The sequence below is a fragment of the Burkholderia latens genome (assembly GCF_902499045.1).
Lineage (GTDB): Bacteria > Pseudomonadota > Gammaproteobacteria > Burkholderiales > Burkholderiaceae > Burkholderia > Burkholderia latens.
In genome coordinates this window covers 14,512-34,827 of record NZ_CABVPL010000004.1, presented here as the reverse complement: position 1 = coordinate 34,827, position 20,316 = coordinate 14,512, and the positions used below count along the sequence as shown (strand labels likewise).

Here is a 20,316-nt window from a genome sequence, read left to right as displayed (position 1 = left end):
GGCGGGGAACGTTCCCCGCAGGGGCGTTCCTCGCCCTTTTTCTTTACGAGGAACGCAATGAAACTGAAGTCCAGATCTGCTGAGCTGGTCCGAACCTTGACGGTCTCGATCCGGCCGAAACCCATTCGCATCGGTACGGAGCACGTGTACGAGCTGAACGGCTCGCGACTGCGCGACGTGCTGGTGAACGGGCGCTGGGTGACGGTGGCCACGACTGCCGTCGTCGTGTCCTGATTCGCCGACGGAGGAGCGTTTGATGAACGGGATGACGAACCTGGTGATGCTGTTGATCGCGATGCACGGCGGTGCGCAGCAGTCGGCGCCTATGTACCGCTATGCGGTCTCCACGCAGGCCGCCGTAGCTAAGCGGCCGCACATGAGAACGGATGCGGTCATCTGCAAGGATGGCCAAGTCCATACCTTTCCTGCAGGGCAGCATAAGCCCTGCATCTAAACCCCTGAACGTCGGCCCGCTCTCGGAAGAGACCGGGGCTTTTCCGTATCCACTATTGGAGGCTCCGATGAAGAAGCAAATTTCTTGGGCAGTACTCGTGGCATCGCTGTGCTGTTGTGTTGCGATCGCGTTTGCCGGGCGCGCGCAAGCGGAGACGCTGCCGACGGTCGAAGTAGCGTTCTCGCCGGATGGCGGAGCCGAAAGCCTTGTGCTTCGCACCATCGGGCATGCGCGCCAATCGATTCGCGTGCTGGCGTACTCGTTCACCGCTCCGGCGGTGACGCGCGCGCTCATCACCGCGAAGCACCGCGGCGTTGACGTGGCGGTCACCGTCGACGCGCGCAGCAACTTCGAAGAGGACCGTAGCGGCCGCGCTCGCGCTGCGCTCGGTGCTCTCGCTTACGCCGGCATTCCGGTACGACTTGTGAGCGTCTTTCCAGCACAGCACTCGAAGTACCTCATTGTCGACGGCGAGACCGTCGAGACGGGCAGCTACAACTACTCGCAGCAGGCGGCGCGGTACAACGCAGAGAACGTCATCGTGTTGCGCGGCGATACGCGTGTCGCCGATGCGTATCTGAAAAACTGGGAAGTGGTGTCGGCGCGCGGCGAAGTGTATCGCGCACCCTGATTGTTTCTTTTCTCTCAACCCGCGCGGGAACGGCTCCCGCGTGGGGCTGTTCCTGCGCCATAGGAGCAGTATATGTTCTCGGAAATTTTGGTGAAGATGGAGTCGGCAATCGACGCGCTCGTCGCGCTGATTCAACAGGGATTCACGCTCTCGAACGCGCTGAGCGGCGGCAAGGACTCGACCTGCACGGCGATCCTTATGCTGGAGGCGGTGCGGCGCGCTGGTGCGGAGGTGTCGCGCGAGCACTTTGTGACGAGCGCCGACACGACGATCGAAAATCCCAGCATGCACTGGCACCTTCAGGCCATGCTGGATGAGATCCGCGACGCCTTTGCGGCCGCTGGCACGTCGGTATCGGTGCACGTAGCGAAGCCATCATTGGCGTCGCAATTTGTCGTCGCAACGATCGGGCGTGGCACGCTTCCCCGTACCCCGGAAAATGGGGTGAAGAACGGAAAGCGGATACGTGCCTGTGCGGCGGATTGGAAGGTCGACCCGCAGAACCGCCTGCGCGTCACGCTCGAACGTTCTGCGGCCGCCGGCGGAAGTAGCGAAGTCGTTACCATCCTCGGCAACCGGTTCGGAGAGAGCGGCAGTCGCGCGGCGGCCATGGCCGCTCGCAACGAGAATGCGCGAAGACCCGTCAGGAACGCGGACGGATTTCTTACTTTTTCTCCGATCGCCGAGTGGTCCACGGACTGCGTATGGACGATGCTCTCGCTATTCGCGGAGGATTCAGACCGCCCCTTTCCGTCACCCGTGTCCAGCCAGTCAATCCGGCGTCTGTCGGATCTATACCGAGCTGGGAACGAGGGGACATGTGGTGTGATTCTGGGAGAGGGCGGCGCGCGTGCCGCGTGCGGTTCGCGATTCGGGTGCGCGTTTTGTTGCGTGACCGGCGAGCGCGATCGCTCGATGGAGTCGATGGTGAAGGAAGCTGGCCACCGTCATCTGGAGGGCTTGAATCGGTTCCGCAACTACCTGATGGCCGTGCAATGGGATCTTGGCCGTCGCGAACTTGTAGGCCGGAAGCTGAGTGACGCCGGGTATCTGGCGGTCAAGCCGGACGTTCTGTCGTACTTGGAGCGCGTTCGGTTGCTGCAGTACCTGCTAACGCTTGACGCGCTTGAGGTCGAGCGCGCTGAGCGGCATGAGGGCGCACTGGCCATGGGCGAAATACCTGACACTCCGGAAAATCGCGCGCTTTGCGACGTGCAGTTCGAGATGATCACGCCGGCGCAGCTGGTGGCGATCGACTTCTATCTCTCGATGCACCACTACGCGCCGCATGCGTTTCCGGCGCTGTCGGTCTGGTTCGACGTCCATCGGCTCGGACGGCGCTACTACGTGCCGGTGGTGGACCCACTGCCGAAGATCGACATCCCGCATCATGGGTGGTTCTTTGTCGGCGCGTACGATGCCGAGGTGCCCACAGACGGACTTCGCGACTATGCCGCGGAACAGTGGAATCGCTACCTCCATCCGGAGCGAGCGAGCCGATATGCGCGCACGAGGTCCGGTGAGCAGATCGTCTATTTCGAAGAGAGCGACCAGTTCGAAGTGCACGTCGAGGCAGCGTGTGCGTTCGTCACCTGCAGCTTCGACGCTTGCTGGTCCGTGAAGGCGCAGCAACACTCGGGGATGGAGTCGGCACGGTTCTGGCTCAACGAAGGCATTCTGAGGCTTCCGGCCGGTATGGCGGGCCGGTATCAGGAGATGGCCAAGCGTGGCCAGTACTTCGCGCATCTCGCCGAACGGCACAACCTGACGCCGGCTGAGCTCGATCGGTTTCTCGTCGACCGCGCGATATCGAACACGGAGCACCTCACGATGCTGAACCTGGCGCCTGTCGATCTGTTTTCGCAGGCGGCTTGAAGTCCGGAATTTTGGAACCAAACCCGGTGCGTCTGCACCGGGTTTGTTTTTGCCCGTTGCTCCCGTTGTTGTTGTCGATCGGACCCAGGATGTGATGGCCAGACGAGCTTACTCGTCGGCGTATTGGCGGTTTACGCGGACGTCGGCCGGTCGAGGATGGCCGCTAGACTGTCTGCTGCGAGCGTAGGAGTCGCATGCGCGGTCTGCAGGCGGGCCCGGCCGACCACCAGGTCACGGGAATTGATCGAGATGCGCTCGATATGTCGGCCACGTGCGGCCGGCTGAGCGGATCGCTCATACGGATACCCGCGATGAATGTAGTCCTCGAGATCGGCCTCGACGAAGACGATGTGATGTTGGCCGGCCTCGGTCAACGCGACGCAAAGCATGTCGAACGGAACCCCCGTTAAGTCGCGATCGGCGATTCGGTTGAGGACTCCGTCGCGCACGATGTGATCGGTGATCAGGATGTCCTTGTGGCCGCCGTGGTTCTCGACCTGAATGACGAGCCGCTTCGGTTCCGACGCGAGCGCGAGCATCCGGTAGCGGCAGACGGAAATGCCACCGCTGGCGAAGTAGACGAGGTCCGTGTAATGCGATACGTAGTCCATATTGAATGCTCCAATAGCAAGAAAGCCAGCGACCTTGCTGGCTTTTTCAGGCTATCGAGGCGGGGAGGAAGTCAAGTCTGAGGTGTAGCTTGAGGCCCGCTCGGGATCGTCGCCCGAATGCGGATCACAGTGCGCTGGCTTGTCAGGCCCAAGAGATGCATGACGTCGTCGTTGCTTCTGCCGGCGAGGAGCAGGCGCCTCGCGAACGTGTTTCGCAGGGTACGTGGGCTCATATCAGGGAGTCGAACGTCGATCGCGAGGAGCTCGTCTCGAACGATGCGGCCGAGCATTTCGTCGGTCATTGGGCCGCCTGCACGGGGGGACGGGAACAGCAGAGGGCTGTCTGCAGCCGCAGCCAGATTTCGCCATCGCGCGAGCGCGGGTTCCGCAAACTCGTCAACGTTGATGCGACGTGCCTCGCGCGGGCCGCGCTTCGGTACAAGGAGGTACGGCCGCGCCGGCGACAGGTCGAGGTCGACGGCGCTCGCCTGTCGAAATTCCTGCGCGGTGATGCCGGTCGAGAGCAACAAGCCAACGATGGCTCGGTTGCGCAACGCGCGGTCGTCGAGCCCGTCGATGGCCCGGATCGACGCCTGCAGTCGATGATCATCGGCTTCCAGAAGGTACACCGGGACGGGCTCGTCCTCCGGCCACGTCTGCATCAGCGTGTATGCGGCAGCTGGATTGGTCTTGCGCACGCCGACGTCGACGAGGTGCCGCCCGAGCCGGTCGAGGAGCTTCTGGTACCGCAGACGTGTCGTGGTGCCGGGCTTGCACCGGCGATCTAGGTCAGCGAAGAACGATTCGAGGTGGTCGGGCCCGAAGTTGGCCAGCGACAGGTGAGCGGCGGCGAGGTGGCGCATGAAGCGTTCGAACATCGCTTCGTGTTGGACGATCGACCGCGGCGAGAACGCGCGCCGATCGGCGCCGGCGGCTTCCGTGCGTTGCCACTGCTGATAGGCCTCGGTCGGTGCCGACAGCCAGAGAGTCGGTTCGTCCATTCGATCTTATATACTGAATATTGGCTACCCCAAGCATGGCGCGAATCTACGATTCGCGTCCTGTGCCTGCAGAAGGGTGGGGCGCCCCTTCATCCGGTTTCGGACGTGGGCATCGGCACGCCGCTCGTCGAGCCCACGGGTTACGTCGCTCACGCAGCTTCCTCACTGCGCTCGAACTTGGGGGCATCGACCAGAAGCTCGCGGACGCACTGATAGACGATTGGCAGCGATGGATAGGACTGGCTCCAGTCGATGAGACCGCTGAAATCGACGCCCGGCAGCGTCGCCGGCCCGATGCGCGGCAGTGCGCCGACGATCGCTGGATCGTTGCGGCTCTGAAAGGCCAAATCGGAGAATGCCTGCTCTTCGATCTCGAGCAATAGCGGCCAGCTCAAAGCGTGCGCAAGGCCGGCGCTGATGTAGCGAGCTGCGAGCGACGTCGCAATGCGTCGCAGATCTTGCGTTGCGGACTCGAGCGCATACCCGTACCGAATCGGATCGAGCTCGGCATCGTGGCAATCAACAGTCGGGGCGAGGTTCATAGTAGTCGGCGAGACAAGGGAGCAGCAGCCAGCCACTTGGCAAATTGCGAGTGGCTGCTGCGCCTGGCACACTGTAAATGTATCCAGTGTTCTGCGAGATTTCAAGACTAGGCGGCGCTGTGCTGGATTTCGAAGGGCGTGCGGTCTTTGCCGTCAATCCATGCCGGCGGGCGGCCCCGACCGCTCCAGGTCGCGCCGGTGTCGGGATGGCGATACTTCGCTTCGACGCGGCCGCGCTTGCGGGTTGCGCGCGCCCCGTAGACCTCCCGGGCGCTGAGATCGAATTCGCTCACGAGTTGGCGCACCTCTTTCAAAGCTGTCTCCCGCGCAGCCCCTTTTGCGGCGTCGATTTCCGCTTCGAGTGCCGCGCGCTTTGCGAGAAGTTCGTGGTATGTCGACATGCTTTCTCCATTCGTGGTTGAGAAATTGGTATCGACTACCTTACCGACTTCGAACGAAAGTCAAGTCCGCGTCGACAGAACACAACACGCTCCCTCGTAAAAATCGCAGGTGGCTTGTGAGCCAGCTGGTGTCGTTTGACCGCGTTATGTCTCGTTGCGACCGGCTATTCCCTCCCGATCGGGAGGTATTCATCGATCGGATTTAAGTTTTTAAGAAACGATTTTTGACATTTCTATTCGACCCTGGTGCACACGTGTAGTTGATGCGCCCGTCGCCACCCTCGGAGCCAAAGCCCTATCAGGCATGACTCTGCGGTCTGTCGACCGGGAACGGGGGTCTTTTTGATTAAATAAATCTCAAAAACATTTATTTATTTTTATATTGGTCACAGTAAGCCATCGTTGATATTTTGATATTCGAATCAGCATGAAGGCTGTTTGTAACCGTGTTCCCGACAGCAAGACGGGGCATGACAATTGTTGACCATCTTTCGGTTTCGGCTGTGCGAACATCCGCTGAAAATTCCGAGTGAGACCAACCATGCGCCGACTGATGCGCGAAATAGAAGCTCGGCACGTTCAACGGGGAACGGCCAAACAGAAAATTGTCTTCGGTCAACCTTCGCTGAACAGCGAAGAGCACGCCCTTTGGATCAAGGCGACCGCATGGGTCATGTCGGTCGTGATGTATCTCAGCCCCGCGATGCTTTTGGTCGACCAAACAGCACATGCTGCGCCGATCATCGATCCGCGGGCGCCGATTCCGTTTCAGCCAACGGTCACCGCGACTAGCGCGGGTGTCCCTGCTATCAATATCCCTGCGCCGAATTCCAACGGCGTGAGTCTCGGACAGTATCAGTCGTTCAATGTGGGACCTGAAGGCCTCGTGCTGAACAACAGCACGATTGCAGGGACTCCGCTGCTCGGCGGCTCGCTTGGCGCGAATCCGAATCTGAACGGCCGGCCAGCGTCGTTGATTATCAACCAGGTCACGTCGAACAATATTGCGGTCTTGAACGGGCCGCTCGAGACCTTCGGCGCTGCTGCACCGATCGTGATCGCGGCTCCGGGCGGGATATCCGCAAACGGACTGTCGCTCACGAACATCCCGAATCTCACGCTGACCACGGGCACGCCGCAGTTCATCACGGGCGTCGGTGGTGCTCCAACCGATTTCGCGCACGCCGGCGCGGTCGCGTACGACGTTCGATCAGGCAACATTTCGATCAACGGGCCGGCAGGGGTGAACGGTCCGGGAGCCGGGATCGAAGGGACCGTCGGGAATATTGACCTCATCGGGCAAACCGTCACGCTGGCGGCGCCGATCCGTGCGGATCAGCGCATCAACGTCGTGACGGGCAACCAGCTCGTCACGCCGACCACGACGGGCAATACCGGCACTGCATACGGTACCGCAGCCAACGGTCTGCCGAACAATGTCACGGCAATCCAAACTGCAAACGGTTTGGCGATCGATGCAAGCCAGTTCGGATCGGTCACCGCTGGCCAGGTCTACATCGTCCAGACAGCAGCCGGCCTTGGCGCGAACATGCAAGGCTCGTTGACCGCGACGGCAGGGAACGTGGTCGTGAATTCAAACGGCGACGTCACGGTCGGTCAAACGTTTGCCAGTCAGAACGTCAATTTGACGAGCGCGGACAACACGACGATCAGCGGTACCGGCCTCGCGAACCAAAACTATACGGTTGCGGCGAACGGCGACATCACTGCGCCGGGGGCCGTGTCGGCCGGACAAAGCGTGTCGATGACCGCCGGTCGGAACCTGACTGCTGCGTCGGTTGCCGCAAATGGCTCGGCCAATCTTACGGCCGGCGAGTCGATGGCGATCGACTCCCTGTCGGCTCACGATATTGCGCTGCAGACGACGAACGGAGGTCTGACGGTCGGCGGGCTGAGCGCGCCGGGTACGATCTCGGCGCGGGCTGGACGTGATCTGACTGTGAAAGGGGCGGTACAGGGCGGCAGCACGGTCGCGCTGGCGGGGGCGCGCAATGCGACCGTGAACGGCGCGGTCACGTCCGTCGGCGATACGAATCTCACCGCGATGACAGGGTCGGCCGCCGTGAGCGGCAATCTGCAATCGAACGGAGCGGCGACCGTGACGGCCGGTCAAGACGCGACGATTGACGGTACGACGCAGGCGCAAGGCGCAGTGTCGATCGCCGCGCAAGCTGGCTCGATCTCCGGGCAAGGCAAGGTTTCGTCGTCGCAAGGCGCGGTCACACTGAACGCCGGGCAGGCGATCGGCCTGAACGGCGCCGTGCAAAGCGGCACCACGATCGCCGCGAAGGCGGGTACGAACGCTGAATTCGGCGGGACAGTGACGGCACCGGGTGCGGTAACGATTCAATCGGGACAGAATTCGACGTTGGGTGGCGACGTCACGAGCGGCGACAAGCTGAGCGTGACGTCGGGCGGCAACACGCAAGTGAACGGCAACGCCGCGTCTGTCGGCGACATGACGCTCACCGCGAATGGCGGGACCCTGAGTACGACCGGCAATGTCGTGTCGCTCGGTGGATTGAACGCGACCGGGCAGCAGAGCGTCAATCTGGGCGGTACGGTCTATAGCGGTGGAAACGCGTCGATCGGCTCGAGCGCGGGCAGCGTCTCGGTCGCCGGGGCAGTATCGACGCCGGGCACGGTGAACATCGCCGCAGCGCAGGACGCGACCGTCGCGGGCACGGTGCAGACGGGCCAAAGCACGACGATCTCGGCGGGTCGCGATGCGAATCTGAACGGCGGTCTGTCGGTGAACAACACCGGCAATGCAACCGTTTCGGCCGGCCGCGATATCAACGGTACGGGCGCGGTCAATGTCGCGAATGACACAACGTTGAATGCAGGAAACAACGTCGGCATCAGCGGTGCGATTCGGACGGGGAACAATCTCAACGCTACGGCTGCGAATAATCTGAGCGTCGGCGCGACAACGGCGGTCGGTACGACCACGCTGACGGCGACAAACGGAAGCGCGACGCTCGCGGGTAACGCGCTGTCCGGCGGCGCGACAACCATTACCACGGGTACCGACGTTACGACGCAAGGCAGTGTAACGAGCCTCGGCGACCTGAGCGTGAACGCCAAGGGCGGCAATGTGACGGCCTCCGGACCCATCTCGACAGCCGGGAACGCGAGCCTGAATGCGGGCCAAAACCTGACGCTGAACGGCCAGACGACCGTCTCGAAGGATGGGACGCTGACGGCGGCGAACATCACGACGCAAGGCGTGTCGATCGGCGGCAATCTGACAGCCACGGCGACGAGCAATCTTGATACGTCGGCGGGCCAGCTCAACGCAGCATTCGACGCGCAAGCACCGGCCCTGTCGGTGAACGGCAACGCGACCCTGAGCGGGGCGAACGTCACGACCGCGAACGCAGTGGTCGGCGGCACCACGCAAATCACGGGTTCACAGAGCGTCACGACAGGCGGCACGGCCGCGTTCAAGGGCGACACGAGCCTGAATGGCGGCACCGTATCGAACGTCGGCACGCAGATGGCCGGAGGCAACCTGAACGTGTCGGGCTCGACGGTCACGAACTCAGGGAGCTTGTCATCGCTGAAGTCGGCGACCTTCAACGCCGCGGATCTGAGCAACGGCGGTTCGATCTACGCGCCGACGGCGAATTTCAACGTCAGCAACGCGACGACTAATACCGGCGCCTTGATGGCGACGAACGCGCTGAACCTGACGACGAGTAGTCTGAGCAACGCGGGTCTCATCTTCGCGGGCGACGTCAATAATTCGACCGCGGCGACTGGCAATACCACCGTGACGGTCACGGGCGGCAACGGATCCTTCGACAATACGAACGGCAAAATTCTGGCGCAGAACATCGCGACGCTCGCTTTGCCGAATCAAGCGCTTGATCCGTCGGCCGCCAGTTACGGGACGATCAATGGCGGCTACGGCCTGAACCTGTCCGCGCAATCGGTCAACAATTCGGGCACCTGGACTCTGCCGGGTACGACTGTAACGGTATCGGCTGCGCAGGGAATCAATAACGCCGGCACGATCAACCAGGGCGCGGGCTCGTTGACGCTGAATGGTGCCGTGGGCAACACCGGCGCCATCAACGGCAACGACCTGACGATCAACGGGTCGCTGGCGAATGCAGCCACAGGCACGGTGACCGCCAACAATGCCTTGACGCTGAACGGCTCGGGATCGAACGCGGGTACGGTTCAGGCCGCCAATACGCTCGCGATCACCGGGGCAAGCTACGACAACTCTGGCGGTACGACCCGCGCCGGAAATACAAACAGCCCTGCAGGCAGCGGCAACGCGACGATCAACCTGTCGGGGGATCTCGGGAATGCCGGCGGCACGCTGACGGCGACCAACGACCTGTCGCTGACCGCCAACAACGTCAATAACTCCGCAGCGTCCGTTGTCACGACGACCACGACCACGAAGACGGTCGACAATCCGGGCCTGCTAATGGCCACGCCGATCGGCTCTGAACTGGTCTATGCAATCTACAACGTCGGCAAGGATGGTGGGACGTTCATGCTCGGGCAGGCGAATCTGCCGGCAACACTGGGCGGGCTCCTTTCACCCGGCGGCGAGCAGCCGACCAAACAGACCGTATGGTCGCTATCCAGCGTCCGGCTGATCTATCAGGGATGGGGCGATCCGTCGTCGCCGGTCGCGAGCTCGGGTCCGATCCAGTTCGCTCTGGTGCCGACGAGTAATGCGCCCAAAGGCGCCATCTGGGTCGTCGTGCCGCCCTCGACACCGATCTCGGGCGCAACGACAGTACAGACGCTGACCTTGCCGACTGTTACCGAGACCACGACGTCGACCGGTGCAACGGTAACGCCATCGACTATCGCGGCTGGCCACGATCTCACCTTGACCGCCAATACGCTCAACAACCAAAGCGGCGTCGTCAGCGCGGGCCATGACGCCAACGTGAACGTGCAGCAACTCCAGAACGGGGGTTCGAGCTTCACCTCGACGGTCACGGATTCCGTCGATTCGGCATCGCTGAACGCATTCCTGACATCGTTGCAGGCTTTGCAGAAGACCGCACCGATTGGCGTAGCGGGCACGGCCAATCCGAGTGGCACTTACCAGTGCGAGGGTGGATATTGCGCGGTTGGTCCGCCGACGCCGCCTGCCACGTACACCATCAGCGCGCCCGGCACCGTGCAGTTGGAAACCGTCACCTCCAGCGTGACCAAACAAGGCGCCGTCGGGCAGGTCATCGCCGGCAACAACCTGAATCTGTCGGGCGGCAATCTGACCAACACCGGCACCTTGGCGGCGGGCAACGACGTCAACATTCAGGCGGCAAGCTTTACGAACCAAGGCTCTAATGTAGGATCGAAGGCCGTGACGGCGGGATGTGCGTCGGGAGTCTCGAACGCGGGTTGCAGTTCGCTGAACACGACCAACCCGAACTCGGAAACGTACAGCTATCAGCAAACCAACAGCAACGTCACCGCCGGCCACGACATCGTGATTGCCGCGAACCAGGTCGCCAATACTTACGGCAATCTGGTCGCGAGAAACGATGTCGTGATCGGCGGCGCAGGTACGACCGCAGCCAATCCGACGCAGGCTACGAGCGTGACGAACACGTCGGCCGCGATCGAGGCTGGCAACAACGTGCAGATCAATGCGGCGAGCGTGACTAACACGATCGCCGCACCGGTCGCGGTTCACCAGAACTATGGGACTGCGTCTCCGTATACGGGCTGCGGACAGAACTGCGAAGCCTATATCCAGGTGCAAGCGGCCAATCCATCGACGATCACGGCCAACAACAATCTTTCGATCTCGGCAGGGACGTTCAGCAATACGGGCAGTCTGGTAACTGCATTGAACAACGCGACGATCAATGCATCGACGAGCGCGTCGAGCGACAACCAATACCTGCACGCATTCTGGACCGGCAATCCGGGCGCGACCCGCACGTGGGGTTGTCTCGGCATGGCCGCGGACTGCCAGAATCTGTACGGCAGCGCGTTCAGTCAGGGCGATACGCAAACGGCGTCGGGACTTCCATCGAACGTCGGCATGAAGGATTTCGTGCCGGGAACGATTCAGGCGGGCAACCTGAGCGTCCACTCGCCGACGCTGACCAATACCGGTAACGTGATCGGTCAATCGATCACGCTGACGGGTTCGACGCTCGTCAACGGGATCACGAACCCGAACGTGTTTACGCCGCCGCCTGTCGTGTCGGGGCAGGTGATTTCGCTGGCTCCGCCGACGCTGCCGCCTTCGATGACGGCCGCCGTGAACCAGGCCGGACTGGTGACGAATCAGGACGGGCGGCCGACGTCGGTCACCGGCATGGCGGCTCTGCCGCCCAATACGCCGATCGGCGCACAAACGGTGGGCAAGCCGACGGCGCCGATTGTGACGGGCGTGAATACGCCGACCGCCACGACCGTCAAGACGGTGTCCGGTCAAACCGTGACGGTGTCGTACTTGACGAGCAATCCGGCCGCCCAGGTAGTCGACTCGCTCTCGTCTGCATCGCTGATTGCGAACCTGCCGGCTAACCTGCAGCCCGGCAGCGTGCCGTTCTACTACGACCCGTATACGGAGAACCAGCAGATCCAGCAGGCCGCGCTGCAAGCGACCGGCAAGAGCAGCTTCTACAGCACCCCGAGCGCGACCGACAGCACGAGCCAGGCGTCGATCAACAATCAGGACAAGGCAGCGCTGTATGGCGCGGCGCTTGAGTACGCGAAGCAGAACAATATCGCGCTCGGCACGCAACTGAGCGACGCCCAGCTCGCGCAGATCAATGCGCCGATGCTCTGGTATGTCCAGCAGGCGGTGCCGGAACCGGGGTGTCAGGCATCGGGTGGCGCCGCCTGCCCGACGGTGCAGGCATTGATGCCCGAGGTTCTGCTGCCGAAAAACTACGCGGTCGTGAACGCGGACGGCGAAATCACGGGGACGAATGTCGCACTGAACTACGCGAACAGCATCCTCAATACCGGTTCCGTGACGGCGCAAAACCTGACGGTCAACACCGGCAGTCTCACGAACGAACAGCGTTCGACGAATATCGGAGAGATCTACCAGTTCGGGGACGAAGGCGTGTTCCTGCGCACGACTGGCACTGTCGCGCAACAGGGCGGATTCATGTCGGCCGCGAACTACGACCTGAACGTGCAGAGCCTGAACCAGATCGGCGGGGCATTGCAGCAGACCAGTGCCGACGGCAGCGTGAATCAGGCGGCGACGCAGCAGATGCTGTCCAACCTGAAGGCGCAGCTTGGCGGGCAGTTCAGCCAGTCGACCGTGACCGATCACCTGAATACCGAGGCAGTCGACGGCGATTCATGGTTCGACCAGATCTTCATGACCGGCGTGATCGTTGGATTGTCGATCATGGGCGGGATGGCTGCATCCGGGGCGATTGGTGCAGCAGCAGGGGCGTCGGCCGGATCGGGTTCGGCGTTTGCGGCGGCCGGAACGACCGCGGGCTCCCTGGGCGCCGGTACGGCAAACGCGGCACTGTCGGCGGGCTTCGCCGGCATGATGAACAGCACGATGAGCCAACTGAACAGTGGCGGCTCGTTCAACCTCGGATCACTGCTCACGACGGCCGGTGCGGCGGCGCTGACGGCAGGGCTGACGAACGGCATCACGTTCAGCAATGGCGCGGCGGGGTGGTCGTGGGCGGCGTCGAACAACAGTCTTGCTGCTTTGGCTGGCGTCCAGACGGTGGGGAATACGCTGGTGCCGCAGGCGGGCGCGGCGACCGGCTCGCTTCCAACGACGATTACCGCGATCGCCGCGGAGTCGGTGCTTCAAGCGACGGTCCAGACGGCCTTGCAGGGTGGGAGCTTCCTGACGAACCTGCGCAACAGCGCAGCGACCAATGCTGCGGCGTCCATTGCCTACACGATCGGCAACCTGAATCAGGATGGCACGCTGACTGGTGCGGCGTACGTGGCCGCGCATGCCGCGCTCGGCTGCGCGGCCGGTGCTGCAACTGGTCAAGGGTGTGGTGGCGGTGCGATTGGTGGGGCTACGAGCGCAGTGTTGTCGCAGCAGGTCATCGGGATGCTCGATCCGAGCGGTGTGCCGCTGGATCAGGGCCAGATGGCAATGTTGGCGGCAATTTCGACGTGGACCGGTGGCGGGCTCGCGGGACTGTCCGGTCAGAACGCAATGGCCGGTGCGACGGCTGCGCAGAATGAGGCACTAAACAACGCTGCAGGGCACATTAAGACACCATCCAGTTTTGACACGAACGGCGGCGAGCCCGGCATGCACGTCGACGCTGGAAAAGAGACGGTCAGCATCCTTCCGCCTAACCCGGCCGAGGCCGCCGGTCCACAACCGGGCGCTGGACCAGAAGCAATCACGACCGGTAACGGTCCGATAGCTGCGGGTACAGCCGGTGGCAGAATGTCCCTTTCGGATGCACAAGCGTACGCTGCTGGCCGCGCTGCGCAGCTGCAGTCACAATTGCCCGCGGGCTCCCAAGGTCGCGTAACAATGGGTGTAGGCGTCGTGTTAGATCCGAGCGGCAACCAGGTAATTGTCGTTTCAACCAGCGAACCCAACGGATATCTTCGTCCGGGCGTTAGCCTGAAGCCTGGTGAAGTCATCATTAAGGGAACAGGCCATGCAGAAGCTGACATCACCTCTTGGGCTGCTCAGAATGGATATACGGTTCAAACCGTAGGAGCAGGTCGTCCGATATGTACAAACTGCGCCGCAGCGATCAATGGTGCAAACGCCGTTCCAGCAACACCTTTGAAGGGTCCAAAATGACTTCATGCGAAAGATTGAACTCAGTAGCGCCGGACCTTGTTGTCCTCGCCAAGACCCTGTCTTCCGTACAGCAGAAGGCAATGGCTTGTCGTGCAGCAGAGTGGGCATGCCGCTCTGCCGGTATCACAGACTCTATGAGTGGAGGCTGGTTGCGATTTCTTTCCGATCCGTCGTATCAGGCGACAACGAACGAGCTGCAAGCAATTGCCGACGACGCGTCCTATTTCGATGAAAAGTATTTTGAAATTGTCGAGCAACATGATGGATTAGATGACGCGGGAGAGGCCATGTCGTGGTTTCGCAAAGCGCGAGCGGCCTCGGCAGTCTCATACGCGCTTGGTGCATCAAGCATCGGCGGTTTTTGCGAGGCGCTCTATGAGGCCCATGCCGCGACCGACGATCTTTTAACACTTCGGAAGTTGTGCTCAGTCGAACATTGACAAGTTCGGAAATACCAATAGGCGAGTATGGAGAGCAATTATTTCGTCATCCAGCTGAACATGATCGTCTCACGGAGACTGATCGGGCAAGAGTCCAGCTATTAAAAGATACAAGAACGATTCGGGGGATCGATGCTAACTGGCATACTGCGGCGCAGTCTATTTTTAGCGTGGGCAACGGTTCCATACTGCGCCCATGCTGGCGGAATCACCGCCGACGGCGGTACCGCGACAGCTGTCCTTAACGGGGCAAATGGTCGACAGACCGTCAACATCGCACCTGCAATCGGCGGCGTTTCGAACAACACCTATTCGTCCTTCAGCATCTCGAGAGCTGGCGCGGACCTCAACAACGTCGGCATCAATGCACGCACGATCGTCAACCAAGTCACGAGCACAAACCCGTCACTGATCCAAGGCAACATCAACGTCCTTGGTCCACGCGCAAACGTCATCCTGGCGAATCCGAACGGGGTGACCGTAGACGGCGGAAGCTTCACGAACACCGGTCATGTCGTGTTGTCGACCGGTCAAGTGAGTTTCACCGACGTAACGCTTGCACCGGGCACGGTGCAGCGCAACATCGTACTGAACACGGACCGCGGCGCGGTCACGATCGGTGCCGGCGGCCTGACAGGCGACCTGATTGGCCTCGACCTTGTCGCCAAGCAACTGGCTGTGAACGGGCCGGTCACGAATACCTACGACAACAAAACTGGCGTGCCGAGTTTTATCCGTGGCACGGTTGGCAGCAGTACGACGAGTTGGAACGGCGGGATGTCGCCCACGGACAACGGACACGACTGGCGTATCGGTGCATCGTCTGCCGGCGCGACGAGCAAAGCGCTCGCCGTCGATATCACGGCCGCCGGCGGACTGACGGCCGGACGGGTTGAACTCGTCATCACCGACCAGGGCGCGGGCGTCCGAAGCCTCGGGAAGCTCTACGCGAACGCGGGCGATGCCGTGGTCACGTCGACCGGCGACGTCACGATCGCCGACAACCAGTTCTTCGGCGCGCATGACGCCTCGATTTCGACGACAGGCGCGGTTACCCTACAGGGCGCCCAACTGAACGCCGGGAACAACGCGACAGTTCATGCCAGCTCGATCTCGCTCTCGGACGATGCAGCCGGCCCGTCGACGCTCAGTGCAACCAATGCTGTCAACTTGACGAGCAGCGGTGCCATTACGAACGTCGGCAGCGTGATTCAGGCGGGTACGACGACAAACGGCACGCCTTCCGGCGGCGACCTGACGCTGATCGCTGCCGGCGATATTCGCAACGGATCGAGCGCGAACAATCAAGGCATCATTTTTTCGGCCAACGGCAAGACATCGCTGACTGCGGGCGGCAATATTATCAACGATAACGCGCGCGTCGCATCGAACGGCGGCATGAGCCTGACCGCGGCAGGCGACGTGCTGAACGTCATCGACCATTCGGGTGGCACGAATGGCGGCCAGCCGACCGCGTACACGGATCGAGGCGGCAGCTTCCTGTTCTTCACGCATTCGACGACGGGCGTGAATATCGACTACGGCACCGTCAACCGGCCCGACCAAATTGCCTACCTCGCGACGACCAGCGGGCCGTTGACGATCACCGGGCGGAACGTGACGAACTCGGGCGGTGTCATTCAAGCGACTACCGGTGATATCACCATTGCGGCACAGAATGCGTTCACGAATGCGGCCGTGTTCTCGGGGAAGGCGAACTATTCGCGCAGCTGCTGGATCTTCTGTCACGCCAACGCGTCGAGCAACGTCACGCCCTACGGCGGCACGATCCAGGCGAGCGGCGGTTCGCAATCCGGCGCGGGCGGCAGCATCTCGATCAAGAGCGGCACCGTCGCACGCAACGTCGGCGGCAATGTCTTCGCAACGGGCGACATCAAGGTAGACGCGCCCGTCACCTATGCGCAGGGCGTGACCGGTTACTCAGCGATCAATCAGGATCGTGGTTTCAAGGCGTTCTTCGGTAGCACGTGGGCGCAGCTGATCGCGATGGATATCGGTGGCGGCTTTGCCGCGAACGGACAGGTCTTTCTGACCGGAGACGGTGTGATCGACGGCGGTTCGTTCAGCGGCGGGAAGGGCGTGACGGCTGCAGGCGGTATCACTACCGTGCGTGCGCCGTCGCGAACGCCGGTTTCCATCGATCAGCATTTGGGCCTGACGACGTGGTGGTGGCGTTAAGCGAATGAACTATCGAACGAAAAATCGCCCCGGCATAGTCGTCGTCTCTTTTCTGACTATCGCGGTCGTCTTCGCCGCATCGATGAGTGGCGCGACCCGCAACGCCACGTCGGCTCACGGGTTTCTGCACGCACAACAACGATGAAAGCACCCGTCTACCCCCGATACAAGCTACCGCTGCTGGTCGCGAGCCTCGCAGCGTGGTACATGCCGGCGCATGCGCAAACGGTGCCTCCGGCGGTCCGGCCGGTGCAGGACCCCGCTCAACTGATCATCGAGCAGCAGCGCGAACAGGCGCGCCAGCGTCAGCTCGAGCAGCCGCCGCCTTCGGTGACTGTCCCACCGCCAGCCGATACGACGCTCGACGTTCCGCCCGGCACGCCGGTCGACGCGATTGTCGAAAGTGGTCCAACGTTTCGCGTCGGACAGATCTTGCTGCAATCGGCCGACGGTAAGCCGTTCGCCTCGCCCAGCGGTGTATCGCGAACGAAACTTGATTCGATCGTCGGGGAGTTTGCGAATCACGAACTCGGCTCGCATCGGATTAATGTGCTGCTGAAACGTCTCACGGATACCTTCGTTTCGGCGGGTTACGTGACGACTCGCGCACTGCTTGGCAAACAGAACCTCTCGTCCGGCACGCTCACGGTCACGATTCAAGTCGGTCACGTCTCGGCTTTTGTCGTCAACGGGCAACCGATCCATCGCCTCAAACCTGGTGAAGCTTCGGCAGGTGGCGGTTGGTTCACCGACGTCGGCTATGCGAATGCATTCCCAGTCTCGCCCGGTGACCCGCTTCGTCTGCCGGACATCGATCAAGGCGTCGCGCAGATCAACCGACTGCGCCGCAATCAGGCCGCGGTGCAAATCCTGCCGGGCCAGAACGCCGGTGACTCGATCGTCGCCATCGACAACAAGCCTGGCGACCGGCTGTATTTCAACCTCGGCGTCGACAACTACGGCAGCTCGGCAACGGGCGTGACGCGATATCGGGCCGGTGTCGAAGCGAACAATCTGCTTGGTTTGCAAGAGTCGTTTAGCGTCAACTTCCTCGACAGTCAGGACAGCAACGCGCTGGTCGGTTCTTTTGCCGTGCCGTTCGGGCGCAGTACGTTCAGCTACACGATCGCGGACTCCGAGTATCAGCAGCTGATCGGCTCGACGGCGCTGCTCTATGGCCGCACGCTCTCGCACATTTGCGGCTGGAATTATCTGGTCGGCAGGACCGTGAGCGACATCACCAGCATCGATACGACGCTCTCGTGGCGTCGCACCGATCGGACGATCAACGGAGCAGACCTCGATCCGCAGCGCGTTGCCGTGCTACGAATCGGCGGCAACTGGCTGCACAAGTTTGCGATGAACGACGCGCAAGGGAATTTCACCCTCAACGGCGGGGTGTCGCAGGGACTGCCGTGGTTTGGCGCGAATCACGATGAACACGGCATTGCGCGCGACGCGGCGCATAGCCAGTTCACCAAGCTCGATGCGACGGCGACGGTGACGTTGCCACTACCCAGGCTGAACGGGGCCGTGCTGGTGTACCGTGGCGTTTTGGGTGGCCAGTACACGAATACAGCGCTGTACGGCTCGGAGCAGCTCTATCTCGGAGGCATGGATACGATCCGCGGCTTTCGGTCGGGCGAGATCGCAGGGGACCGCGGCCTCTATGCGCGAAACGAATTCGCGTGGGTTAACGTGCCGATGTGGAAGGAAGGTCGTATCGAGCCGTATGTATTTCTCGACGCCGGCAAGACGAGCCTGATCGGTGCGTCGGGCTTTCCGACGCTCGCCGGCATCGGCGCCGGTCTGCGGGCGCAATGGCAGTGGCGCAAGCAATCGTTGTCGGGCGAGGTGCTGGTCGGTCGCGCGTTGACACAGCCGGCCGCACTTGGCAACAAGGCGACACTGGTGCTCGGCACCTTGAACTGGTTTTACTAGAGCGAGTTTGGTCGTGTCCGGTTCGCCCTGAGTTTCGGATACTTTGTGCAGCAACCGCGGTTGCTGTGCTTTTTCATACAGGCAGGAGCATCAAGTATGCAGACGACGTTCAACCGAATTCTGATCGCGACGGCGATTGCCTGGCAATTGGCGTTGCCTGTCCAGGCTCACGCACAGTCCTCGACGTTGGCGGCCGGTGTTGTCGCAACGGTGAACGGTACGCCGATCAGCCAGGCAGAAGTCGACGCGGTGTTGCAGGCGTCCCACCAGCCCGATACGCCGCAGTTTCGCCAGGCGATCAAGAATCAACTGATCGCGCGCGTGCTGATTCAGCAAGCGGCGGACAAGGCGAGCTACGGCAGCAAGCCCGAAGTGCAGGCGGCCATGCAGCTTGCGAAATCGACTGCCGAGACGCAACTTTTCGTACGCGATAACGTGAAGCCCGAGCCTGTCTCGGATGCACAGGTCAAGGCGCGTTACGACGAGATCGTCGCATCGCTCGGAAAGGAAGAGATCAAGCCGCGCATCATCGTGACGAAAGATGCGGCTACCGCTGCGACGGTGATGGCCGGCCTGAAAGCGGGTCAGTCGTTTGACGCACTGGCTCGGCAGTACAGCCAGGCGCCGACCGCTGCTGCCGGCGGTGAACTGCCGTGGGTGAGCTTCAAGACGCCGGTGACAGACGGGAATACGCAAGGGTTGCCGCTCACGGTTGCGCAGGCGATTACGCGATTGCCTGCAGGCGGTGTGACGCCACAGTCGATCGCGCTCGGCAATGACGCCAATGGCCCACGCGCGATCGTAAAGGTCGACGCGAAGCGACCGACGCAGGTCCCATCGTTTGACATAGCGAAGGCGACGATTCAGCAGCAACTTCAGGCGTTGGCGCTCGAGAAGGCGACGGCGATTTTCGTTGGTGGACTGATGAAGAATGCAACGATTCAACAGTAAGCGCCGTCCTCAGAATGTCGCAAAAACGCCCGAATCGACGACCACGTAGCAAGGCTGAGCTATTGCCTCTACCGGCGACTCATGTCCGCGCCATCTCACTCGAAAACCACCTGGCACTTGCGGCTATCCGAAGTGGAAAGGGCACTCATGAGACGTTGATTGCGTTACTCAGGGTGCTCTATCTAGGGTACTTTCTTGTCGAGCCTGACGTGTCCGACAGTGACTTGGCGCTCTTCCTTGGAGCCGAGACCGTGCTGCAAGACAGCATCGATTCTGCTGCTGACGGACGAGAGTGGCATGTGCCCACCAACCGCCTGCCAGAGATCGAGCAGTTGCTTTTAAGAATGGACGCACTCGTTGCCACCGTTCCGAAGTACCGCTACCTTCAAGCATGGGACAGGCTCGGTCGTTTTGCCACGTCCGCCAACTGCTCTCCTTTACCGGGGAGTCGACTAAATGGCGGCCGGTAGCAACCGAAAGCAGTCGTGCGTCAA

General features: G+C 61.7%; 14 protein-coding genes. 10 read left to right on the top strand and 4 right to left on the bottom strand.

Annotation, left to right across the window (positions count from 1 at the left end; translation table 11 throughout):
* Positions 1-57: 57 nt before the first annotated feature.
* From BSE24067_RS04030 to BSE24067_RS04015, 4 genes are all read left to right on the top strand, one after another.
* A complete protein-coding gene (locus BSE24067_RS04030; protein WP_170297403.1) occupies positions 58-234 on the top strand; it encodes a hypothetical protein in 177 nt (58 codons plus the stop codon).
* A gap of 22 nt (positions 235-256) precedes the next feature.
* Positions 257-454, top strand: coding sequence for a hypothetical protein (locus BSE24067_RS04025; RefSeq protein WP_151062596.1), 198 nt, complete (start codon positions 257-259; stop codon positions 452-454).
* A gap of 67 nt (positions 455-521) precedes the next feature.
* Positions 522-1,085: a phospholipase D family nuclease gene (locus BSE24067_RS04020; protein ID WP_151062595.1), complete on the top strand. Its 564-nt coding sequence runs from the start codon at positions 522-524 to the stop codon at positions 1,083-1,085.
* A 72-nt stretch (positions 1,086-1,157) separates the two neighbouring features.
* Entirely contained in the window at positions 1,158-2,960 is a 1,803-nt protein-coding gene (locus tag BSE24067_RS04015) for a phosphoadenosine phosphosulfate reductase domain-containing protein (protein WP_151062594.1), read from the top strand.
* 131 nt (positions 2,961-3,091) lie between these two features.
* On the opposite strand, the gene BSE24067_RS04010 is transcribed toward BSE24067_RS04015, so the two are convergent.
* The 4 genes from BSE24067_RS04010 to BSE24067_RS03995 form a co-directional block, all read right to left on the bottom strand.
* Positions 3,092-3,571: a hypothetical protein gene (locus tag BSE24067_RS04010; protein WP_151062593.1), complete on the bottom strand. Its 480-nt coding sequence runs from the start codon at positions 3,569-3,571 to the stop codon at positions 3,092-3,094.
* A 71-nt stretch (positions 3,572-3,642) separates the two neighbouring features.
* The gene (locus BSE24067_RS04005) at positions 3,643-4,572 is read right to left on the bottom strand and encodes a tyrosine-type recombinase/integrase (RefSeq protein ID WP_151062592.1); all 930 of its coding nucleotides are present in this window, start codon (positions 4,570-4,572) and stop codon (positions 3,643-3,645) included.
* A 149-nt stretch (positions 4,573-4,721) separates the two neighbouring features.
* The gene (locus tag BSE24067_RS04000) at positions 4,722-5,114 is read right to left on the bottom strand and encodes a DUF2471 family protein (RefSeq protein ID WP_151062591.1); all 393 of its coding nucleotides are present in this window, start codon (positions 5,112-5,114) and stop codon (positions 4,722-4,724) included.
* A 107-nt stretch (positions 5,115-5,221) separates the two neighbouring features.
* Entirely contained in the window at positions 5,222-5,515 is a 294-nt protein-coding gene (locus tag BSE24067_RS03995) for an H-NS histone family protein (RefSeq protein ID WP_151062590.1), read from the bottom strand.
* A gap of 541 nt (positions 5,516-6,056) precedes the next feature.
* On the opposite strand from BSE24067_RS03995, the gene BSE24067_RS03990 reads away from it, so the two are divergent.
* The 6 genes from BSE24067_RS03990 (at position 6,057) to BSE24067_RS32335 (ending at position 20,292) form a co-directional block, all read left to right on the top strand.
* Positions 6,057-14,291 (top strand): beta strand repeat-containing protein, encoded by an 8,235-nt coding sequence (locus tag BSE24067_RS03990; RefSeq protein WP_151062589.1) that lies wholly within the window; start codon positions 6,057-6,059, stop codon positions 14,289-14,291.
* A complete protein-coding gene (locus tag BSE24067_RS03985; protein WP_151062588.1) occupies positions 14,219-14,731 on the top strand; it encodes a replication initiation protein in 513 nt (170 codons plus the stop codon). The genes BSE24067_RS03990 and BSE24067_RS03985 overlap by 73 nt, the downstream gene beginning before the upstream one ends.
* 132 nt (positions 14,732-14,863) lie before the next feature.
* Complete coding sequence (locus BSE24067_RS03980) at positions 14,864-16,930, top strand: two-partner secretion domain-containing protein (protein WP_151062587.1); 2,067 nt, start codon at positions 14,864-14,866, stop codon at positions 16,928-16,930.
* Positions 16,931-17,137: 207 nt separating this feature from the next.
* Positions 17,138-18,871: a ShlB/FhaC/HecB family hemolysin secretion/activation protein gene (locus BSE24067_RS03975; RefSeq protein ID WP_151062710.1), complete on the top strand. Its 1,734-nt coding sequence runs from the start codon at positions 17,138-17,140 to the stop codon at positions 18,869-18,871.
* Between the two features lie 96 nt (positions 18,872-18,967).
* Positions 18,968-19,822: a peptidylprolyl isomerase gene (locus BSE24067_RS03970; protein ID WP_151062586.1), complete on the top strand. Its 855-nt coding sequence runs from the start codon at positions 18,968-18,970 to the stop codon at positions 19,820-19,822.
* 209 nt (positions 19,823-20,031) lie between these two features.
* Positions 20,032-20,292 carry a hypothetical protein gene (locus BSE24067_RS32335; RefSeq protein ID WP_233629096.1) on the top strand — a complete coding sequence of 87 codons (261 nt, stop codon included), beginning with the start codon at positions 20,032-20,034 and terminating at the stop codon, positions 20,290-20,292.
* Positions 20,293-20,316: the final 24 nt, after the last annotated feature.